Consider the following 19,354-nt stretch of genomic DNA (forward strand, 5'->3'; position numbering starts at 1 on the left):
AATATCCACTTGTCATTTCGGCCTCTTTCAAGAAAAAAGAGGGTAAAAAGCATAATTTTTATGTTGCACAACATGTTTTTCGTGAACTTTTCGTATCTTTGCAGTGTTAATAGAGAAAACAAGATATAAAACCGCTCTTCAAAACGTGGAGGGCAAAAAAAGATGAAGATTATGAAAAAGAATGCAAATGAAAAAATTATGATGTTGCAGTATCGTATTAAACGTTATCATGCAATGGGAAACGGAACAATGTGCCAGACTTTGAATGGCCAACTTCAAAAACTGCTTTCAAAGCAGATTGCCATGTAATAAACACACCACTATATTATATGTAACAAAAGCGGAGAGTCTGAAAAGGTTCTCCGCTTTCTTTTTATCTACACAATTCATTTATGCGCAAGAGTTTATTGCAAACTGATCTGTACCGTAACAGATTTTATCCCCAGTCACTAAACTCAAAACTAAGCTGCTCCCACACTCCGTGCTGTTCTTCTATTTCATCTTTCGGATTGGAAACAGAAAGCCCTATCAACCGAATGGGGTGATGTTCATAATCCACCTCTTTTAATAACTGTTTTGCTAAGGGAAGAATCTTATCCAAATTTATCAGTTCATTAACCTGGGTGATACTACGCGTTATCTGACTAAAATCATGAAACTTAATCTTTAACGTCAATGTATTTCCTTTAAATTCCTTTCGGTGTAACCTCTCTACCAGCTCCACAGCCACATGATACAGTTCAATAATAACTGAAGAGCGTAAAGAGATATCTTTCTCTAATGTTCGTTCGCAACCAATCGATTTACGGATGCGAATAGCTTCCACCGGGCGAAGGTCTATTCCGCGGGCAAAATCATAATACAATGTACCAACCTTACCAAACTGCCGGATAAGCATTTCCACCGAACATGTGCGTAACTGTAATCCATTATGAATACCCAAAGAATGCATTTTTTTTGCTGTCACCGGCCCTACTCCCCAAAATGATTCAATAGGTAGAGTACCTATAAAATCCATAGCCTGATCCGGATGAATGGTACACAACCCGTCGGGCTTACGATAATCCGAAGCAATCTTTGCCAAAAACTTATTGTAAGACACACCGGCAGAAGCTACCAGGTTCAATTCTTCCCGAATACGTTTTTTTATTTCACAAGCTATGTCTACAGCAAGCCGGATCCCTTGTTTGTTCTCCGTCACATCCAGGAAAGCCTCATCCAGTGAAAGTGGTTCAATGATGTCTGTATAATCATGAAATATTTCATGTATCTGACGTGATACAGATTTATACACTTCCATTCGTCCGGGAACAAAGATCAAGTGCGGACACAAACGTTTGGCCTTCTGCGATGCCATGGCCGAATGTACTCCATAACGACGAGCCTCATAACTGGCAGCCGCCACTACACCCCGCTCTTCCGAATGCCCCACAGCAAGCGGTTTACCACGCAGTTCCGGATTATCCCGCTGCTCTACGGAAGCATAAAATGCATCCATGTCAATATGAATTATTTTTCGTTCCACAGTCTTCAGTTTCGAAGATCAAATATAAGAAAATCCGCATATATCCTAATAGGATTTACACGGATTTTCATTTCACTAACCTCCGGTTATAAACTATTCACAAACTTTTTGGGCGATTCTCCGTAATACTTCTTAAAAACCTCCCGGAAGTATTTCGGATCACTAAATCCTGTAAGATCTGCTACCTCGGCTACCGTATATTTTTTACTCATCAATAGAATCAAAGCTTTATTCAGCTTCACCGTACGAATATAGTCGGCCGGTGCCTGATGAGTGATCGATTTGATCCTGGTATAAAAACCGGATCGGCTCATATTCATCTCAGCACTAAGTACATCCACATTAAAATCGGGATTGGAAAGATTCTCCTCTACGAGCCTCCGTACTTTATCAAGAAAATTTTGTTCATCTCCGGAGAAAGCATCTTCAAGATCGGATTTAGCCTCATCTTTACCGCCAAGCACTAATGTTATATATCTTTTTCTTATAATCCGACGATTAAATATCAAGTTGTTTATCTCTACCCGCAGGCGAGATATATCGAGAGGCAACGCCAAACAACAATCTGCCACTCTTTGAGAATCATCTTCCACATTCACAGGATCTTTGAATAGAATAACAGGAATATGAGCAGTTTTCACATCAGATTTTATTTGAAGACAAAGTTTTTCTCCCGAAATCATATCAAAAGCCTCAGCCAAAAGTACAACCTCCGGTCGTTCTTTACGCATTACATCACAGATCGACTCTGCTTTAGATACCGTATGAACATTGTATTCTTCTGATAACACCTGTATTAAGAACGAACTGAACTCTCGATTTTCTTCCACCAACAGGATAGAATGCTTCTCTCGATTTTCTCTTTCTGAAAACTTCCCGCGAACGGTGTCTCTTAACAAAAAAGCCTCCTCATCCGGATGTTTTTTATAAGTAGAAAACGAAGTTCTGAATAATGAAGTAACTGACAATGAATGCTGCACACTTGAGAATTTTCTGAAAACGATAGGGAAAGTAAGCATGACAGATGCTTTTTTATTTTTGTTTGAACAGAAAAGAATTTTTCCTTTATGTAATTGTATTAATCTGCGGATTAGTAACCAACTTATTACGCCAAATGAGTAAGTTTCCGCCCCTTTTTTGTGATATAGCATTTTTTTTTAATACAGTCATTATCTGTAAATTCTAATTTAATTTTCCAGTTTCGCAAAGTATATACAGTAACTATTTCGATACTTTCTCCCTCATTCATACAATCAACTATCATTTCTAATAGTCCCTGTAATATTGCCGTCATCTTTTCTTTATCAATCCAAACATGTACAAAACCGGGGGTTCCTTCCCAATGCAGTTTTATTTTTTTCTGCTTTACAGAAGAAGATATGGATTCTATTGTTTCACCCAAGTAAGTATTCAACTCTGTTTCAAGTAAAGAGAGGCGCCGGGAATGAGAAGTTATACGCCCAACAGTAACTAAATTAGTAAACATACTATCAATACCTTTGATCTGTTGCAAAATATTTTTAAGAGTATCCGAAGAGTACTTCCGACATAGATTTTCCAATGGATTTTTAATCAATGTCAATGGCATGCACACATCACGGGCGGCACTAACAAAGACTTTCACTGTTTCCCGGGATAAGTTTCTCTGTCTCCATACCAACCAAACATAAACAAACAGAAAGCCCAATAACACGATCAATATGCCGTAGCATAAAAAAGCCCCTCTCGTTTGCCACAAGGGGGGATGTATGATGACCCGCATATTTCTTTGTGAAATCGGATTACCATTCTGCGCGGATACTGCCCGCACAGATACCAGATGTTCTCCCGGAGTTAGATTAGAAAAAGAAATAAGATTTTTTCGGGTAAGTGGAGTCCACTCCCGATTATTTAATTTCCATGAATACAAAATCAAATCAGATGCATCATAATTTATAGCAGCAGCTGTAAATGAGAATGTATTTTGATCATAACTCAAATTCAGCACTTTCGTATAATTCAGAGCATGGTTTAGGGGAGTATTCTTCGTGGTAGTAGTAATCAGTTGATGTAAAATACTAAAATTATCCAGATACAGATATGGATGAATGCTATTCAACGAAAATGATGCCTGCTTATCAAACCGGAATGCTCCCATAGAGGTGCCCAACATAAAAATTCCGTCCTCCAAAGAGCTTCCGGAAGTAAGATAGTCAATTCCCCCCAACAGTAAATGAAATTCCTTATTCGCCGGATTAAAATTATATAGTTCTTTTCCGGTTCCTATCAGCATACAATCTCCATCCGGTACAATCAAGGAAATGTCCCGAATGTATTCACTGGCATAAATTTCAGTCTGATCTTCTTCCTGATTTATAACTAATAATCCCTTCCCTCCTGTACCAATATAGAGTTTACCATATTTATCCTGATAGAGTGAACGGATAAAAGGTTGTGAAGACACTGGTAATTTAATTTTTTTCCACTCCTGTGTTTTCCCATTTAGTAAATATAATCCACAATCAGTACCTATCCATACATCTGTTTCGTCTTTTGGAAAAATTACATTAGCAGATATTGCATCAGCAAATTTATCTCCTATTTCCATTTCACCTTTACGAATCAGAAACAATCCATGCATATAGTTGGCTACACAAATATCTCCCGATGGCAATTCGCAAAGCGAGGTATATAGCTTACAAGGTAAGTTTGATGCCACCTCCTGCCACCGACTGGTTTCAGGAGAAAAACAACAAACGCCCTTATCTGTAGCAAACCAGATGTGCCCTCCCGAATCCTTCAGCACAGCATTTACCCTGTCATTAATCAGTGACTGACTATTTCCGGCAATGTGTCTGAACCATTTATATCTTTCCTGACCAGGTGGCGTATACATCGTTATTCCATCCGGAAAATCAGCAACCCATAGGCGTTGGTATTCATCCACATACAAATCGGCAATTCGATTACTGCGGATACTCATTTCTTTTCCAATATCAGTATCAAGAAAAGGAGTGATCCGATAATTTTCCATATTCATTTGAAAAACCCCTACTCCATCGGTAGCAATCAGAAGATTATCCTCTCCCAATAACTTCATGTTATTTACCCGAAAATCCTTCCAGCTTTTATGAGAACAGAGTAATTCACCATTATTGCAATCAAAAATATTTATCCCTTGCGACCGGTCAACAATGACAAGACTATGCCACTTGGGAGAGTAGAACAGATTATATATCTGCTTACAGTGCCCTCCCGACAGTTCCTGAGAAATATTTGTAATACTCTCATCCAACAAAGAAAAAGAAAAAACGCCCCGATCAGAGCTGAGATAATATTGACTATTCCCCACAGGCAATATTCCTGTTATATACCCCAAAGTGTGCTGTATCCGACGTACGGCCTTGGTAGGTAAATAGCAGACATACAATTCATTTTTACTACAAAACCAAAAATTATCCAAACTGTCAAGAGTCAGAAACGTGAAATTTCCTTCTATCTGCTTCCGAAAGTCAAAATAGCCTTCAAAACGGTCGTCTATCCTGTTATAAGACAATAAATAGCCATTTCGGGTAACTACCCACAACTCTTTTTTACTATCAGTAAAAAGTTCACTATTAACTGAATAAAAGTCAATCGAGTCATTATCAGCATGTAAATCATAGTGTTTCAAAGAAGTGCCATCATAGCGATTTATCCCGTTATAAGTCAAAAACCACATGTATCCGCACACGTCTTGCTGAATTCGGAAAATAGACCGGTTATCTGTATCTCCATTTCCTGATACGTGTTTACAGATGCCGGCATTACACACTAAGCCGTACATCATTATAGCAATAAATAATGCATATTTCATTTTTTTATAAAATTTAAATTGAAAGAAAGTAGTTTGTAAAAATCAGAAACTATTCAGCAGACTTTAAAAAGAAGTAATGCTGCCCTATTCACAGCGTGAGTAGGTGATCTTATTTTACGTGCTCCTTCACGATTCAAGCCCTGCCCCTTCATGGTATAGGAATTAAACAAAATACTATTTATATTCTTATATCAATCTTATTGATCAGACATTGAGTATAATGGAGATGAGGGAAACGTACAAAATCAATCCGACTGATATAACAACGAATGACACATTCAAATTGTTTAGCAGACTCTACAAATATTGAAAAATAGAAAGGAAAAGAGTAATTATACAAACTAAAAGAACAATATAAAGATCAAGAAAAGAGAAAATGAAGTATACAAGAGTGAAGCATTCACGACAAGAAAACAGATATAAAAATAAAAAAAGTTCTCCCATACCTTTGAATCTCAAAAAAATGAGTAATTTTGCATGCCATAAAAATAAAAATTCTTATGGCAATCTACGTAGAAGAAGTTTCCAGAACTTTTGGTGAATACTTACTTATTCCCGGTCTTACTACCAAGCAGTGTGTACCCTCTAATGTTTCATTGAGAACACCGTTGGTAAAACACAATGTGGGTGCACAATCGGCAATCGAGTTGAATATCCCTTTTGTTTCAGCAATCATGCAATCTGTATCTGGTCCTGAATTGGCTATTGAGCTGGCACGTAACGGAGGCCTTTCTTTTATCTTTGGTTCACAACCCATTGCCAGCCAGGCAGAAATGGTGCGAAAAGTGAAAAAGTTTAAAGCTGGTTTTGTAACAAGCGATTCAAACCTGACACCGGAACATACGTTGGACGATGTACTCCGTCTGCTTGCACAAACAGGGCATTCTACTATTGGGATTACAGACGATGGTACCCCGAATGGCAAACTATTAGGCCTTGTTACCAGTCGTGACTATCGTATATCAAGAGATGCACGTGACAAAAAGATCAAAGATTTCATGACCCCTTTTGAAAAACTGATTGTAGGTGAAGTAGGGCTTACATTAAGCGAAGCCAATCAGATAATCTGGGATCACAAACTCAACACCCTTCCTATCATTGATAAAGAACAACATCTGGCTTATTTCGTTTTCCGTAAAGACTATGACAGTCATAAAGAAAATCCCAATGAAGTATCCAGCCCGGACAAAAAACTGTTGGTAGGTGCCGGAATCAATAGCCGTGATTACATGGAACGTGTTCCCGCTCTGATAGAAGCCGGTGTAGATGTACTTTGCATCGACTCTTCAGATGGTTACTCGGAATGGCAATATGAAACTTTGAAATGGATCAAAACAAAATATGGCAACAAGGTACTGGTTGGTGCCGGTAATGTTGTTGATAAAGAAGGTTTCCGTTATCTGGTAGAAGCCGGAGCCGATTTCATAAAAGTAGGCATTGGCGGAGGTTCTATCTGTATCACCCGCGAACAGAAAGGTATTGGACGTGGACAAGCAACCGCTTTGCAGGATGTAGCCAAAGCACGTGACGAATACAAAGCTCAAACGGGTATCTATGTGCCTATTTGCAGTGATGGTGGCCTGGTACAAGATTATCATATGGTGCTTGCTTTGGCTATGGGAGCTGACTTCCTGATGATGGGACGTTATTTTGCCCGTTTTGACGAATCTCCTACTAAAAAGCTATGTATCAAAAACAGTTATGTAAAAGAGTACTGGGGTGAAGGCTCCAATCGTGCACAAAACTGGCAACGGTATGATATGGGTGGAACGGAGTCATTGAAATTCGAAGAGGGTGTAGACAGTTACGTACCTTATGCAGGCAAGATGAAAGACAACCTTGCTGTAACTTTGGGCAAAATTAAAGCAACCATGTGTAGCTGTGGTGCTGTCAATATCCCGGAATTGCAACAAAATGCCAAGATTACCATGGTTTCATCAACAAGCATTACCGAAGGTGGTGCACATGATGTGATTCTGAAAGAAAAAGGGTAATAATTATTATCTATCATATACACCCCGAAAGTTCATTCAACAAATACGCAGTTTGTTAATAGTGTTAATGCATTTTTTAACACTTTGGATTTACTTTACAAAAATGTACATTTTAGTCTGTCAAGAATGTACAATGTAGTATAGCAAAAGTGTACAATTAACATTCGCATAAGTGTACACTCTTGCTTACCTTTAAACAGGATATGTATATTAGCTATAATTCAAGCGATTACATAAGAATAAATATTCATATACTATCTTACATCTCTTTTTTTAAAATCTTGTACTTACTTTTTTGACAACCACGTATTTGTTGGATGAACATAAAAAAGAAACCACCCTTAAAAGAGTGGTTTCTTTTTTTGTGTGGAGCTGGAGGGAGTCGAACCCTCGTCCAAACGAGGAAATCATAAGCTTTCTACATGCTTATCTTTGCCTAATTTTTCGTGTAACGGCAGAACCAAAGCCATCAACCATTACCTTATCCTCTTAAGTTTCACCCAAAACGCGAGGCCGCTTCAGGCTATCCCCGATGTAACTGCACCACTGAACCGGAATGCTTCGGAGCAACAGCTTCCGAGTGATGTCTCGTCCTGGCACCTGGTGCCTGGATTAAGCTAATCTACTATGATTCGATTAAGCAGCAAGAGCGTAATTAGTTTCGCCAGATAAAATTTTGAGGACTGAGATTTAAGTGCCAATCAACGACGCACTGCATGCTTACTCACTATTTCTGCCCGCTGTCAAATCCAGTCAACCCCAGATATAGTTCTGCAAAGATAGAAAATCTTTCGTGACATTGTGTCATGTATTCACAAATATTATCAATCATTCTACACTACTTCCTAAAAGTAATAAACAAAAGTACCTCTCCGGATCATTTTTCTCCTGTTTTCGGACTATTTTACCCCTTCCTTATCATAAACATACACTATCTTTGACCCTCAGAATATTATTAATAAAACCACATACCATGAAAAGACTTATCATTGCGACTCTGCTCTTGGGAAGTACTCCGATACTTTCGGCACAAAAAACAATGAAGTTACCTGCCGTATACAAACCTGTAAAAACCGAAATGTATAAAAAAGGCTGGATAGATTTTAATAAAAACGGCATTAAAGATGTATACGAAGATCCCACTGCTCCCATCGATGCACGTATTGAAGACTTACTCAGTCAGATGAACCTGAACGAGAAAACCTGCCAAATGGTGACCCTCTATGGATACAAACGGGTACTGAAAGATGCATTACCCACTCCCGAATGGAAACAAATGTTATGGAAGGATGGTATGGGAGCTATCGACGAACATCTCAATGGATTCCAGCAATGGGGATTACCCCCCTCGGATAATGAGAACGTATGGCCTGCTTCGCGTCATGCCTGGGCTTTAAACGAAGTACAACGTTTCTTTATCGAAGAAACCCGATTGGGTATTCCCGTAGATTTCACCAATGAGGGAATTCGCGGAGTAGAAAGTTACAAGGCAACCAATTTTCCTACCCAATTGGGATTAGGACATACCTGGAACCGTAAACTCATCCATCAGGTAGGACTCATCACCGGTCGGGAAGCACGCATGCTGGGATATACCAATGTATACGCTCCCATACTCGATGTAGGACGTGACCAGCGTTGGGGACGCTATGAAGAGGTATATGGAGAATCGCCCTATCTCGTAGCCGAACTGGGTATCGAAATGGTAAAAGGCATGCAACACAACTATCAGGTAGCCGCTACGGGAAAGCACTTTATCGCTTACAGCAACAACAAGGGTGCCCGTGAAGGTATGGCACGTGTAGATCCGCAAATGTCTCCGCGCGAAGTAGAAATGATACACGTTTATCCCTTCAAACGGGTCATTCAGGAAGCCGGATTGCTGGGTGTGATGAGTTCGTATAACGACTATGACGGACTCCCTGTTCAAAGCAGTTACTACTGGCTGATGACGCGCTTGCGCGGACAAATGGGTTTCCGCGGATATGTGGTTTCCGACAGTGATGCAGTAGAATACCTCTATACAAAACACGGTACTGCCAAAGATATGAAAGAAGCTGTGCGCCAAAGCGTTGAAGCGGGACTGAACGTGCGTTGTACCTTCCGCTCTCCGGATTCATACGTACTTCCTTTACGGGAACTGGTGCAAGAAGGCGGACTAAGTGAAGAGATTATCAATGACCGTGTACGTGATATTCTGCGGGTAAAATTCCTCGTCGGACTTTTTGATACTCCCTATCAGACAGATTTGAAAGGAGCAGATGAAGAAGTAGAGAAAGAAGAAAATGAAATCGTAGCTTTGCAGGCATCCCGCGAGTCGATTGTACTACTAAAAAATGACAAGAACACACTTCCATTGGATGTAGCTTCTATCAGGAAGATAGCTGTCTGCGGCCCCAATGCAGACGAAACAGCCTATGCACTGACTCATTACGGACCATTAGCAGTGGATGTAACTACCGTGCTCAGCGGTATCCGTCAAAAAGTAGACGGAAAAGCCGAGGTACTCTACACCAAAGGTTGTGAATTGGTAGATGCCAACTGGCCGGAGTCAGAAATCATTGATTATCCGTTGACAAACGACGAACAGAACGAAATAGACAAAGCAGTGGCACAAGCCAAAGAGGCAGATGTAGCAGTGGTGGTACTGGGTGGCGGACAACGGACCTGCGGAGAAAATAAATCCCGCAGCAGTCTTGATCTTCCGGGACGTCAGCTTGACCTGCTGAAAGCAGTACAGGCTACAGGCAAACCAGTTGTACTGATACTTATCAACGGACGTCCGCTCTCTGTAAACTGGGCAGATAAATTTGTACCTGCCATTATAGAAGCCTGGTATCCGGGATCGAAAGGAGGAACGGCAGTAGCCGATGTACTGTTTGGTGATTATAATCCGGGTGGTAAGCTTACAGTCACTTTCCCGAAAAGTGTAGGCCAGATACCTTTTAACTTCCCCTGCAAACCTTCTTCGCAAATTGACGGTGGTAAGAATCCCGGACCGAAAGGTAATATGTCGCGTGTGAACGGTGCCCTTTATCCATTTGGGTATGGGCTGAGTTATACTACATTTGAATATTCGGATATCAGTATTTCTCCCAAAATCATTACTCCCAACCAAAAGGTGCAAGTGCGTTGTAAAATAACCAATACCGGAAAACGTGCCGGAGATGAAGTGGTGCAACTTTATGTACGCGATATCCTGAGTAGCGTCACTACCTACGAAAAAAATCTTGAAGGATTTGAACGTATTCATCTGCAACCGGGCGAAACGAAAGAAGTATCGTTCACTCTCGACCGCAAAGCACTGGAACTTCTCAACGCCAAAAACGATTGGGTAGTAGAACCGGGAGACTTCAGTATCATGCTGGGTGCTTCTTCGGAAGATATTCGGTTAAGTGATATCCTGACTGTAAAAGAGTATGGTGCCATAGAGACAGGACAAACAAAAACAGCCGACCCTGTCAGTGCCAGTACTAACGGAGAAATGAAGAATAATGTACTTGATAACAATTTATCCACTGTCTGGGAAGGAAATAAAGGAGATTATATTACCTTTGCTCTTGAGAACGGAGCCAAAGTAGACGGAGTTTCCATAGCCTTCAGCCGCGCCAACGGACTACCAGCCGAATTTGAAATTCAGCTCTCGGGTGGCGGAGGGCAATTCCTTACCGTATACTCAGGCACTGTAAAAGAGTATAACAAACTGCTTCCTTTCCGTTTCAAGGGAACCACCGCAAGCGACCTGCGTATCGTACTGGGCAGTGACCGCGTGGGTATCTCAGAAGTGAAACTGGAGCAGTTGAAAAAGAAATAAATTATGTTCAGATTGGTTATCGGCCTGTGTGCCGCCAGTATGCTGTCATCCGCCTGTACTACCCGCAATGCATCTCAACAACGGGCAGAACATGAATTGACTATGCTGGTGGGTACTTATACATCAGGTAGCAGTAAAGGCATTTATACATTTCGTTTCAATGAAGAGAGCGGCGTGGCAACTCCACTTAGTGAAATAGAAGTATCAAACCCCTCCTATCTCACCCTCTCACCCGACAATCGATTTGTATACGCTGTCAGCGAAGAGAACGACACAACAGCTTCTATCAATGCTTTTGCCTTTGACAAAGAGAAGGGTACATTGACCCTTTTGAACAAACAAAGAACAAAAGGAGAAGATCCATGCTACGTAGCTACCGATGGGAAAAAAGTGCTTACTGCCAATTACAGTGGTGGCACAATGTCTGTTTTCCCTATCCGGTATGATGGTTCTTTGGAATCAGTCGATACGCTGTTTCAAGGTACAGCTTCAGGACCGGACCTGGACAGGCAGGCTACTCCACATATTCATTGTACGCTCTTCTCTCCGGATGGTAATTATATTTTTGCTACAGACTTCAGTGCCGACCGTATATTACGTTATGCGGTACATTCAAAAGAGGAGTTGCCACGACCTCTGTCCGAGGCTGTAAACATTCAGCCCGGATCTGGTCCAAGACACCTGATATTCAGTAAAGACGGAAAGTATGCTTATTTAATAAACGAATTGTCCGGAAAAGTAATTGCTTTCACTTATTCGGACGGGAGACTGAATGAAATACAAACAATTGTAGCAGATACCATACAGGCAAGAGGTAGTGCAGATATCCACCTGAGTCCGGATGGAAGGTATTTATATGCGAGCAACAGACTGAAAGAGGATGGAATTGCCATCTTTGAAGTGAATCCGGAAAAAGGCACACTGGCTAAAGTTGGTTATCAGCTAACAGGCCTTCATCCACGTCATTTTAATATAACTCCTAACGGAAAGTTTTTGTTGGTAGCCTGCCGGGATAGTAATATGATCCAGGTTTTCGAAAGAGACACAGTAAGCGGATTACTTAAAAATACCGGTAAGGATATAAAGATGAGCAAACCTGTATGTATTCAGTTTGCTAAGAATAAATAAGTATGGACATGAAGCTGTTCACCACGGAGGACACGGAGAGCACAGAGATATTATTTTCTCTGATGAAACGCGGATGATCACAGATGAACGCAGATTAAAAGACTGCAGTTCTTTGTTTTATCGTTATTTCCCTTTGTGGGAATCTGCGATCATCTGCGTTTTAAAAGATTTAAACTCCGTGTCCTCTGCTACCTCTGTGGTGAAATACCATACAGAAATGAATCTATTTAAACAAGCTAAATTGTATTTGCGTAAATCTGCGTTTCCGAAGACACCCATTAAAAGTCCTATCAGACTTTTAACACCCTCACTAAAAACAGTTGAGCCTGTTTCAACCCATTACTTTTTGGCTATTGCTTTCACCAATATTCCATTTCCTTTTTTTGCACATTGAACGCACTCTTTACGTAAAGTACCTTCTTTCAAATTAAAAATGAGATCCGGATTAAAATGTTGTCCGTTAATTCGGGTTTCAAAATGCAAATGCTCTGTCGTAGCCCGTCCTGTACGTCCGGTCAAAGCCACTGGTTGCCCGGCTAATACCCTATCTCCACTCTGCACCAGATTCTTCACATTATGACTATAAATGGTCTCAAGTCCGTTCGAATGCCGAATCACCACTACATTTCCATAAGCAGCATAAGGTTTTGACATTCGCACAACTCCGCAAAAAGCAGCACGTATCGTATCGCCGGCACACGTTTTTAAGTCCGCTCCACTATGTCCTCTCCGGGTTCCATACGGAGAAATAACCTTTGCACCAGGCAATGGAAAAGCGTATTCATTCTCTGTCAGAGTGTCTAAATGCAACAAGAGACTCTCATCCTTAGTAAATAATCCCGGTGTCGCTACCCGGATATGATTGATCTCCATACTTGAAAAGTGTGGTTTCTCGGGTAAATCTACATTATTTACTATAGAAAAAAGAGTGCATAATAGCCAAATCAATGTGTTTTCCATGCTTTCGATAATTATTCAAAGAAAAATAGTTGCGCACTATCACAACCGGCATATTTTTTTAATAATTCCTGTATCATATCAGCCGCTTCAGCCAATCCGTCCACACCACTATATCCATTGACTATTGCAAGGATATGAGTAGTATCCAATCCCATCTTTGTTCGTTCATTATCACTGGTAGGCGTACCTATGCCTCCTATTTCATCCCTGTATACGGGTAATCCTTCAATATTCAGCACACCTCTGCCAATACCTTCAAAAGGTTCATTTGCTTTTCCGATCCCCAATTCCAATGTTGTCCCCTTTATTTTATCGGCATCAAAACCACCAATGGAATAACCGGTACGAAGCGACACCAGATTAATCAAATCAACCAGCGTATCTATCTGATACAATGGAATACCACGCATTAAACGTCTGCGCAAAGCCTCAGCCGAAGGACGGTAACGTCCCGGATCTTTACCACAACGTTTATATGCCTCACGTGTAGCAGCAATAGCTGGCTGCAACTTAATATCTTCCATCCGTGTAGTCGAAGTCAATTCTTTAGTAAAAGCATTTATCTCCTCCCAAAGTCCTTTACAGTAAGCTGTGTTTTTGACTTCTGCATAGACTGCTACTCCCGCAAAACCGGGACATGCTTCTTTTATTTCTCCAGATACTGTTATCATAAAAAAATTATAGAATTATAGAGCTATGGAAGAGGTGAGGATTATAAAGTTATAGGGTCATAGGTATGAAGACTATAAAAGCTAAAAACATAACTCTATAACTTTATAACCTATCACTCTATGGCTCTGTTACTCTCTTCATTATTCCCGATAAAATACGCCCTGAGGTGATGCCCAACCTTCGTGCCGAAAAGAATTCATCATGATGAATATAAGTACAAATGCCCGATACTTCGATCTGGCAACCGGGGACACCAAAGTCAAGCAATTGCTGGCGATTGGCCTCCCACAGATCGATATGATATTTTCCCGTCTCCGCCTTACGATAAGAGATACGTGACATATCAAAACCATTCAACCGAAAGGTATCATATACCTCATCACCGACTTCAAAGGATTCCAACGAAATACCAGGACCGATGCAGGCCACAACCTCCGAACCTTCCGTTCCATAAACCGTCCGCATCTGTTCCAGTGTATGACCAACGATAAAATTCACCGTCCCCCGCCACCCGGCATGAACGGCAGCTGCCACCTGATGCTGCCTGTCATATAGCAATATAGGAACACAATCTGCCGTAGAAACGCAAATACAACAACCTTCCTCACGAGTTATCAGGGCATCAATACCTTCCAGACGCATACATCTATCCTCTTCAGAAAGAGCAAGAAAGGCTTCATCTACCACCAGATTCTTCGTTCCATGTGTCTGGTGTGGGATAATCAATTCATGAGGCTTCTCCGGCATTGCTTCAAACAAGATCTCCTGATTCCGGCGGACACATGCCATCTCGTCACCAGCAAAAGGCGAGCAATTGAATGTAGCATATGTCCCCTCACTGCACCCGCCTATACGGGTGGTTACAAAATGAAAAATGTCGGAATACACATCCAATGATGCATATCCCAACATTCTTTTATCTTTTGTAAGTGAAATCATTTCTCTTCCCAATCCTCTTCTTCGTATTCATAATCCAGATCATCGTCATCATCGCCGTCCTCATACTCATATTCAAGATCTTCATCCTCTCCCATGGCTTTGAGTTCTTCCTGCAAGCGACTTACATCCTTAGGACGATGTACAATAGCCTCTATCTTATTGCTTTCTTTATTCAACTCTTCCCACAGGATATCTTTCAATGCTGAAATTCCCAAACCAGAAACAGAAGAAATAAACAAATGCGGAATCCCCTGAGGCAACGTAGGTTCTATCTCATCCATCAACTCCTGATCGAGCATATCACTTTTTGTAATAGCGAGTACACGCTGCTTATCAAGCATTTCCGGATTAAAGGTACTCAGTTCATTCAGCAGTATTTCATATTCCTTACGGATATCATCACTATCTGCCGGGACCATGAATAACAAAAGAGAGTTGCGCTCAATATGACGCAGGAATCGCAATCCAAGTCCCTTACCTTCACTGGCACCTTCAATAATTCCGGGGATATCGGCCATCACGAACGATTTCCCGTCGCGATAAGAAACAATACCTAAATTGGGTTCCAGTGTAGTAAACGGATAGTCGGCTATTTTGGGCTTAGCAGCAGAAACAGCAGACAATAGTGTAGACTTACCCGCATTGGGGAACCCCACTAACCCCACATCAGCCAAAAGTTTCAACTCCATGATTACCGTCATTTCCTGCATCGGCTCACCGGGTTGTGCAAAGCGGGGTGCCTGTCGGGTAGCCGTTCTGAAATGCCAGTTTCCTTGTCCACCGCGTCCACCTTTCAACAAGATAACTTCCTGTCCATGTTCGGTCACATCACAGATATACTCTCCTGTTTCAGCATTGTATACCACTGTTCCACAAGGCACTTCAATTATTTTGTCTACACCGTCCTTACCAAAACTCTTGTTTTTACTACCGGATTCTCCATGAGTAGCCATCGCATGACGGTCATACTTCAGATGGAGCAACGTCCAGTAGTTACGGTTACCTCGCAAAATAACATGGCCTCCTCTTCCGCCATCGCCCCCATCAGGACCACCGTTAGGAACATATTTCTCGCGCCTCATGTGCGTAGAGCCTCTTCCGCCCTTACCTGAGCGACAGTATATCTTTACGTAATCAACAAAATTCGATTCAGCCATAATATTTAGTAGTTAGAATTTAGTAGTTAAGTAGTAAGTAGAAGATGGATTTAGTAATATTTCAGCAGACCTTGACAATAAGCATTCAGCATTCTACTCACTTCAGAAGCCAACCCCAGGAGTACTGTTTTATCTTCTTCTGAAATATATCCCAGGTCTTTGGAAAGAATAACGAAGTTTCTTGTTTCCTCCAATGAGCCTTGTGATATGTTGTAAAAGTGTAATTTATCTTTCTGCCCTACTCTTACAAATCCTTCTGCAATGTTAGCAGTAATAGAAGCAGAGGCACGTCGCATTTGATTAACCAATCCGAACATCTCTTCTTTAGGAAAGCCTTTAGTCACCCGATAAATATTTAAAACATATTTATGAGCTTTTTGCCATACTAAAAGATCTTCAGATGATTACGCCAGCATTCCTACTTAACTACTTACTACTCACTACTTAACTACTCTAATTATTTATAATGTATCTACCGCCTTACATATTTCCTCAAAAATACCATCCATTGAGCCAAGCCCATTGATGTGTTGGTATTTTCCTTCACCTTTATAGAATTCTTTCAAGGGTGAAGTCTGAGTATTATATACTACAAGACGTTTTTTGATTGTTTCTTCGTTGTCATCGGCACGTCCTGAATCCTTTCCGCGTTTGATAAGGCGAGTCATCAACTCATCTTCGGGAACATCCAGGTCAAGCATTACAGAAATATCCTGTCCACGTTCTTTCAACATTACTTTCAACGCTTCTGCTTGCGGAATAGTTCTTGGGAAACCATCAAAAATAACTCCCTTACTATCCTCAAAACTATCAAAAACGCTGGCCAGAATGTCTACCATCAGTGCGTCGGGAATCAGTTGTCCCTGATCAATATAACTTTTAGCAGTCTTGCCCAACTCTGTACCATTTTTAATTTCTGCACGCAAAACATCTCCGGTAGAGATGTGATTGATACCATACTTTTCTACAATACGTTCACTCTGTGTTCCCTTTCCTGAACCGGGAGCACCGAAAATTACAATGTTCAACATCTTTTTTACCTATAAATTAGTTTGTATTTGAATTTAGTCTACCACAGTATAAATGTCCGGATAGTTTCGCCCGAAACCGTCATAATCGAGTCCGTAACCAACAATAAAATCGTTCGGTATTTCCATTGCTACATATTCGATATTCAAATCCACTTTCAGTTTGTCGGGCTTCACCAGCAGAGAAGCAATATGTATAGTCTCCGGATTTCGGGTACCCAATGTCTCGAGCAAACGCTGCATCGTAAAGCCTGTATCTACAATATCTTCTACGATAACTACCGTGCGGCCGGCAATGTCTTCGTTCAGACCGATCACTTCTTTGATAACTCCCGTTGAAGTGATTCCCTGATAAGAAGCCAGTTTCACGAAAGAAATCTCGCAAGGGATAGTGATATGTTTCAACAGATCGGCAGTAAACATGAACGAACCGTTCAGCACACTGAGGAACAAAGGGTTCTTACCTGCCAGGTCCCGGTTAATTTCGTTCGCTACACGAATTACTTCTTTTTGAATATCCTGTTCTTTAATGGAAACAGTGAACAATTTGTCTTTTATCTGAATGGTGTCCATAACCGATTATTTAAAAAAGTTGGATGCAAAAATACAATTTTTATTCCACTCCATGCATCATCTTTTGCAATTTCTTCGAGAGAAGGAACAGAATAAGGGACGCAATGCCCGACATAATGACGAACACCATAAAGAAGTCGTACATATTTGCAATCTGATATCCAAAGAGTGTTTTTACTTTACCTGCCTCGGGGTAAAGCCCGGCAAGCATCCCGGCAAATTTATTGGCAGTAGCAGTAGAAAGATACCAGATTCCCATCATAAGGGAGGCAAAACGAATCGGAGTCAGTTTATTTACCATCGACAAGCCAATGGGCGACAAAGCTATCTCACCCATTGTATGAATAAAATAAAGCCCTGTCAGCCAGATGATACTTACTTTCACACCCGGTTGGGCATCTTTCACTCCAAAGCAAATAAAGAGGTATCCCAAAGATAAAAGTAACAGACCAATAGCTTGCTTGGTAGGTGAAGAAGGCTCCATATTCCGTTTGTTGAGAAAAGCCCAGACGCCCGGCATTATATAGGCAAGTATTACCACAAAAAACGGATTGAAAGACTGAAACCAGGAAGCCGGCATCTCCCAACCTAAGATATCACGATTCGTCTGGTCGGCAGCAAAGAGAGTTAAGGAAGCACCGGCCTGTTCATAAGCTGCCCAAAAGAAGATGACGAAGAATGCTACAATGTAAATTACAAAAATACGGCTACGTTCGATCTTTGTTAATGAACCATCCAATAAAATGGTGGTAGGAAACACGATGCAAGCGGTGAATATACCGATACTGACCCATTCGTCGCCAAACCAAAGATAAAAGAGACTGCCCAATACTAGTGTAAGAAGCACTAATAGAAAAATATTCCGCCTTTTCTGGCTCCGGCTTAATTGCGGATGAGCTATTTTTTCTTCAGTATCCATCTTTTTCTCCTTCTTCGCGTCCGGAATTATACCCAGCGGTTCACCGTCAGGAGATATCAAATACTTGTTCTTCTGCGTTTCAAACAAAAGGATAGTAAATACAATCATACATGCAGCAATCAGAAAACCCCATTTAAAATCTTCCGGATTACCGGTATCTCCAAAATAGCCACAAACCAAAGGAGCAATAAAAGAGCCCACATTCACTCCCATATAAAAAATGGTATAGCCTGCATCAAGACGCTTATCTCCCGGTTTATAAAGTTGTCCTACCAATGACGATACAGTAGGTTTGAATGAACCATTTCCTAATATAAGAAAGGTCAGGCCACCATACATCAACCAATGTGACAGTTCCGCTTTATCGAGCATGGAGGCACTCAGAAACATCATTAACTGTCCTACCCCCATCATTACAGCACCCCAAAAAACAGAACGGCGTATCCCCCAATACTTATCGGCTATATATCCGCCAATCAACGGAGTTAAATATACCAATCCGGTATAGCTACCATAAATGGATGCTGCTGCTTCGGTATCAAAAAGTAGAGCCTGAGTTAAAAAAAGAATAAAAATAGCACGCATACCGTAATAGCTGAAACGTTCTGCTGTGCTTGTTGCAAAGATTAAATAAAGGCCCTTTGGATGCCCTTGTAATGCTCCCATAAGTAGAGTGTTTAGTAGTTTATGGGACGCAAAGGTACGAAAAAGTACTTTTATTCCGTAAAAAATATGCAACTAAAGGTGAAAGAAACAATGTGTTTCATCCTGTTTCATTACTATGAGAATTTTGTTTCAACCTATTGAGAA

At 41.0% G+C, this 19,354-nt stretch carries 14 protein-coding genes, 1 other RNA gene and 1 pseudogene; 4 read left to right on the forward strand and 12 right to left on the reverse strand.

Annotated features, from left to right (window positions below; genetic code table 11):
- The first annotated feature begins 171 nt into the window (after positions 1 to 171).
- Positions 172 to 309 (forward strand): hypothetical protein, encoded by a 138-nt coding sequence (locus HCG69_RS02315; RefSeq protein ID WP_002559705.1) that lies wholly within the window; start codon positions 172 to 174, stop codon positions 307 to 309.
- A 127-nt stretch (positions 310 to 436) separates the two neighbouring features.
- Here the strand turns inward: HCG69_RS02315 and dinB are convergent, their stop codons facing one another.
- The 3 genes from dinB to HCG69_RS02330 form a co-directional block, all read right to left on the reverse strand.
- Positions 437 to 1,525 carry a DNA polymerase IV gene (gene dinB / locus HCG69_RS02320; protein ID WP_221648700.1) on the reverse strand — a complete coding sequence of 363 codons (1,089 nt, stop codon included), beginning with the start codon at positions 1,523 to 1,525 and terminating at the stop codon, positions 437 to 439.
- An 86-nt stretch (positions 1,526 to 1,611) separates the two neighbouring features.
- Positions 1,612 to 2,544, reverse strand: a complete 933-nt coding sequence (locus HCG69_RS02325) for a DNA-binding response regulator (RefSeq protein WP_255585307.1) — start codon at positions 2,542 to 2,544, stop codon at positions 1,612 to 1,614.
- Positions 2,545 to 2,630: 86 nt separating this feature from the next.
- Complete coding sequence (locus HCG69_RS02330) at positions 2,631 to 5,360, reverse strand: two-component regulator propeller domain-containing protein (RefSeq protein ID WP_221648702.1); 2,730 nt, start codon at positions 5,358 to 5,360, stop codon at positions 2,631 to 2,633.
- Between the two features lie 500 nt (positions 5,361 to 5,860).
- On the opposite strand from HCG69_RS02330, the gene HCG69_RS02335 reads away from it, so the two are divergent.
- The gene (locus HCG69_RS02335; RefSeq protein WP_196039932.1) at positions 5,861 to 7,354 is read left to right on the forward strand and encodes an IMP dehydrogenase; all 1,494 of its coding nucleotides are present in this window, start codon (positions 5,861 to 5,863) and stop codon (positions 7,352 to 7,354) included.
- Between the two features lie 364 nt (positions 7,355 to 7,718).
- Here HCG69_RS02335 and ssrA read toward each other — a convergent pair.
- Positions 7,719 to 8,115: a transfer-messenger RNA gene (gene ssrA, locus HCG69_RS02340) on the reverse strand.
- 212 nt (positions 8,116 to 8,327) lie between these two features.
- Between ssrA and HCG69_RS02345 the strand changes: the two genes are divergently transcribed.
- The gene (locus tag HCG69_RS02345) at positions 8,328 to 11,168 is read left to right on the forward strand and encodes a beta-glucosidase (protein ID WP_221648703.1); all 2,841 of its coding nucleotides are present in this window, start codon (positions 8,328 to 8,330) and stop codon (positions 11,166 to 11,168) included.
- A 3-nt stretch (positions 11,169 to 11,171) separates the two neighbouring features.
- Entirely contained in the window at positions 11,172 to 12,296 is a 1,125-nt protein-coding gene (locus HCG69_RS02350) for a lactonase family protein (RefSeq protein ID WP_221648704.1), read from the forward strand.
- A gap of 339 nt (positions 12,297 to 12,635) precedes the next feature.
- On the opposite strand, the gene HCG69_RS02355 is transcribed toward HCG69_RS02350, so the two are convergent.
- The 8 genes and pseudogenes from HCG69_RS02355 to HCG69_RS02390 form a co-directional block, all read right to left on the reverse strand.
- The gene (locus HCG69_RS02355; protein WP_221648705.1) at positions 12,636 to 13,256 is read right to left on the reverse strand and encodes a M23 family metallopeptidase; all 621 of its coding nucleotides are present in this window, start codon (positions 13,254 to 13,256) and stop codon (positions 12,636 to 12,638) included.
- Positions 13,257 to 13,267: 11 nt separating this feature from the next.
- Complete coding sequence (locus HCG69_RS02360) at positions 13,268 to 13,927, reverse strand: B3/4 domain-containing protein (RefSeq protein WP_221648706.1); 660 nt, start codon at positions 13,925 to 13,927, stop codon at positions 13,268 to 13,270.
- A 118-nt stretch (positions 13,928 to 14,045) separates the two neighbouring features.
- Positions 14,046 to 14,867 carry a peptidoglycan editing factor PgeF gene (pgeF, locus tag HCG69_RS02365; protein ID WP_221648707.1) on the reverse strand — a complete coding sequence of 274 codons (822 nt, stop codon included), beginning with the start codon at positions 14,865 to 14,867 and terminating at the stop codon, positions 14,046 to 14,048.
- A complete protein-coding gene (obgE, locus tag HCG69_RS02370; protein ID WP_002559659.1) occupies positions 14,864 to 16,024 on the reverse strand; it encodes a GTPase ObgE in 1,161 nt (386 codons plus the stop codon). The genes pgeF and obgE overlap by 4 nt, the downstream gene beginning before the upstream one ends.
- Before the next feature lie 50 nt (positions 16,025 to 16,074).
- Positions 16,075 to 16,428: pseudogene (locus tag HCG69_RS02375) on the reverse strand (four helix bundle protein); the annotation flags it as partial.
- Between the two features lie 57 nt (positions 16,429 to 16,485).
- Positions 16,486 to 17,055, reverse strand: a complete 570-nt coding sequence (locus tag HCG69_RS02380) for an adenylate kinase (protein ID WP_221648708.1) — start codon at positions 17,053 to 17,055, stop codon at positions 16,486 to 16,488.
- 33 nt (positions 17,056 to 17,088) lie between these two features.
- On the reverse strand, positions 17,089 to 17,625 hold the full coding sequence (gene hpt, locus HCG69_RS02385) for a hypoxanthine phosphoribosyltransferase (RefSeq protein WP_221648709.1): 537 nt from the start codon (positions 17,623 to 17,625) through the stop codon (positions 17,089 to 17,091).
- A gap of 40 nt (positions 17,626 to 17,665) precedes the next feature.
- The gene (locus HCG69_RS02390; RefSeq protein WP_221648710.1) at positions 17,666 to 19,210 is read right to left on the reverse strand and encodes a peptide MFS transporter; all 1,545 of its coding nucleotides are present in this window, start codon (positions 19,208 to 19,210) and stop codon (positions 17,666 to 17,668) included.
- Between the last annotated feature and the right edge of the window lie 144 nt (positions 19,211 to 19,354).

It is taken from the genome of Bacteroides sp. K03, from assembly GCF_019734355.1.
Taxonomy (GTDB): domain Bacteria; phylum Bacteroidota; class Bacteroidia; order Bacteroidales; family Bacteroidaceae; genus Bacteroides; species Bacteroides nordii.

Excerpts from the sequence above, each read along its gene's own strand:
- obgE (WP_002559659.1), bottom strand. The coding sequence starts at position 16,024 with ATGGCTGAATCGAATTTTGTTGATTACGTAAAGATATACTGTCGCTCA.
- HCG69_RS02355 (WP_221648705.1), bottom strand. The coding sequence starts at position 13,256 with ATGGAAAACACATTGATTTGGCTATTATGCACTCTTTTTTCTATAGTA.
- HCG69_RS02380 (WP_221648708.1), bottom strand. The coding sequence starts at position 17,055 with ATGTTGAACATTGTAATTTTCGGTGCTCCCGGTTCAGGAAAGGGAACA.
- hpt (WP_221648709.1), bottom strand. The coding sequence starts at position 17,625 with ATGGACACCATTCAGATAAAAGACAAATTGTTCACTGTTTCCATTAAA.
- HCG69_RS02390 (WP_221648710.1), bottom strand. The coding sequence starts at position 19,210 with ATGGGAGCATTACAAGGGCATCCAAAGGGCCTTTATTTAATCTTTGCA.
- HCG69_RS02315 (WP_002559705.1), top strand. The coding sequence starts at position 172 with ATGAAAAAGAATGCAAATGAAAAAATTATGATGTTGCAGTATCGTATT.
- HCG69_RS02330 (WP_221648702.1), bottom strand. The coding sequence starts at position 5,360 with ATGAAATATGCATTATTTATTGCTATAATGATGTACGGCTTAGTGTGT.
- pgeF (WP_221648707.1), bottom strand. The coding sequence starts at position 14,867 with ATGATTTCACTTACAAAAGATAAAAGAATGTTGGGATATGCATCATTG.
- HCG69_RS02345 (WP_221648703.1), top strand. The coding sequence starts at position 8,328 with ATGAAAAGACTTATCATTGCGACTCTGCTCTTGGGAAGTACTCCGATA.
- HCG69_RS02335 (WP_196039932.1), top strand. The coding sequence starts at position 5,861 with ATGGCAATCTACGTAGAAGAAGTTTCCAGAACTTTTGGTGAATACTTA.
- HCG69_RS02325 (WP_255585307.1), bottom strand. The coding sequence starts at position 2,544 with ATGCTTACTTTCCCTATCGTTTTCAGAAAATTCTCAAGTGTGCAGCAT.
- HCG69_RS02350 (WP_221648704.1), top strand. The coding sequence starts at position 11,172 with ATGTTCAGATTGGTTATCGGCCTGTGTGCCGCCAGTATGCTGTCATCC.
- HCG69_RS02360 (WP_221648706.1), bottom strand. The coding sequence starts at position 13,927 with ATGATAACAGTATCTGGAGAAATAAAAGAAGCATGTCCCGGTTTTGCG.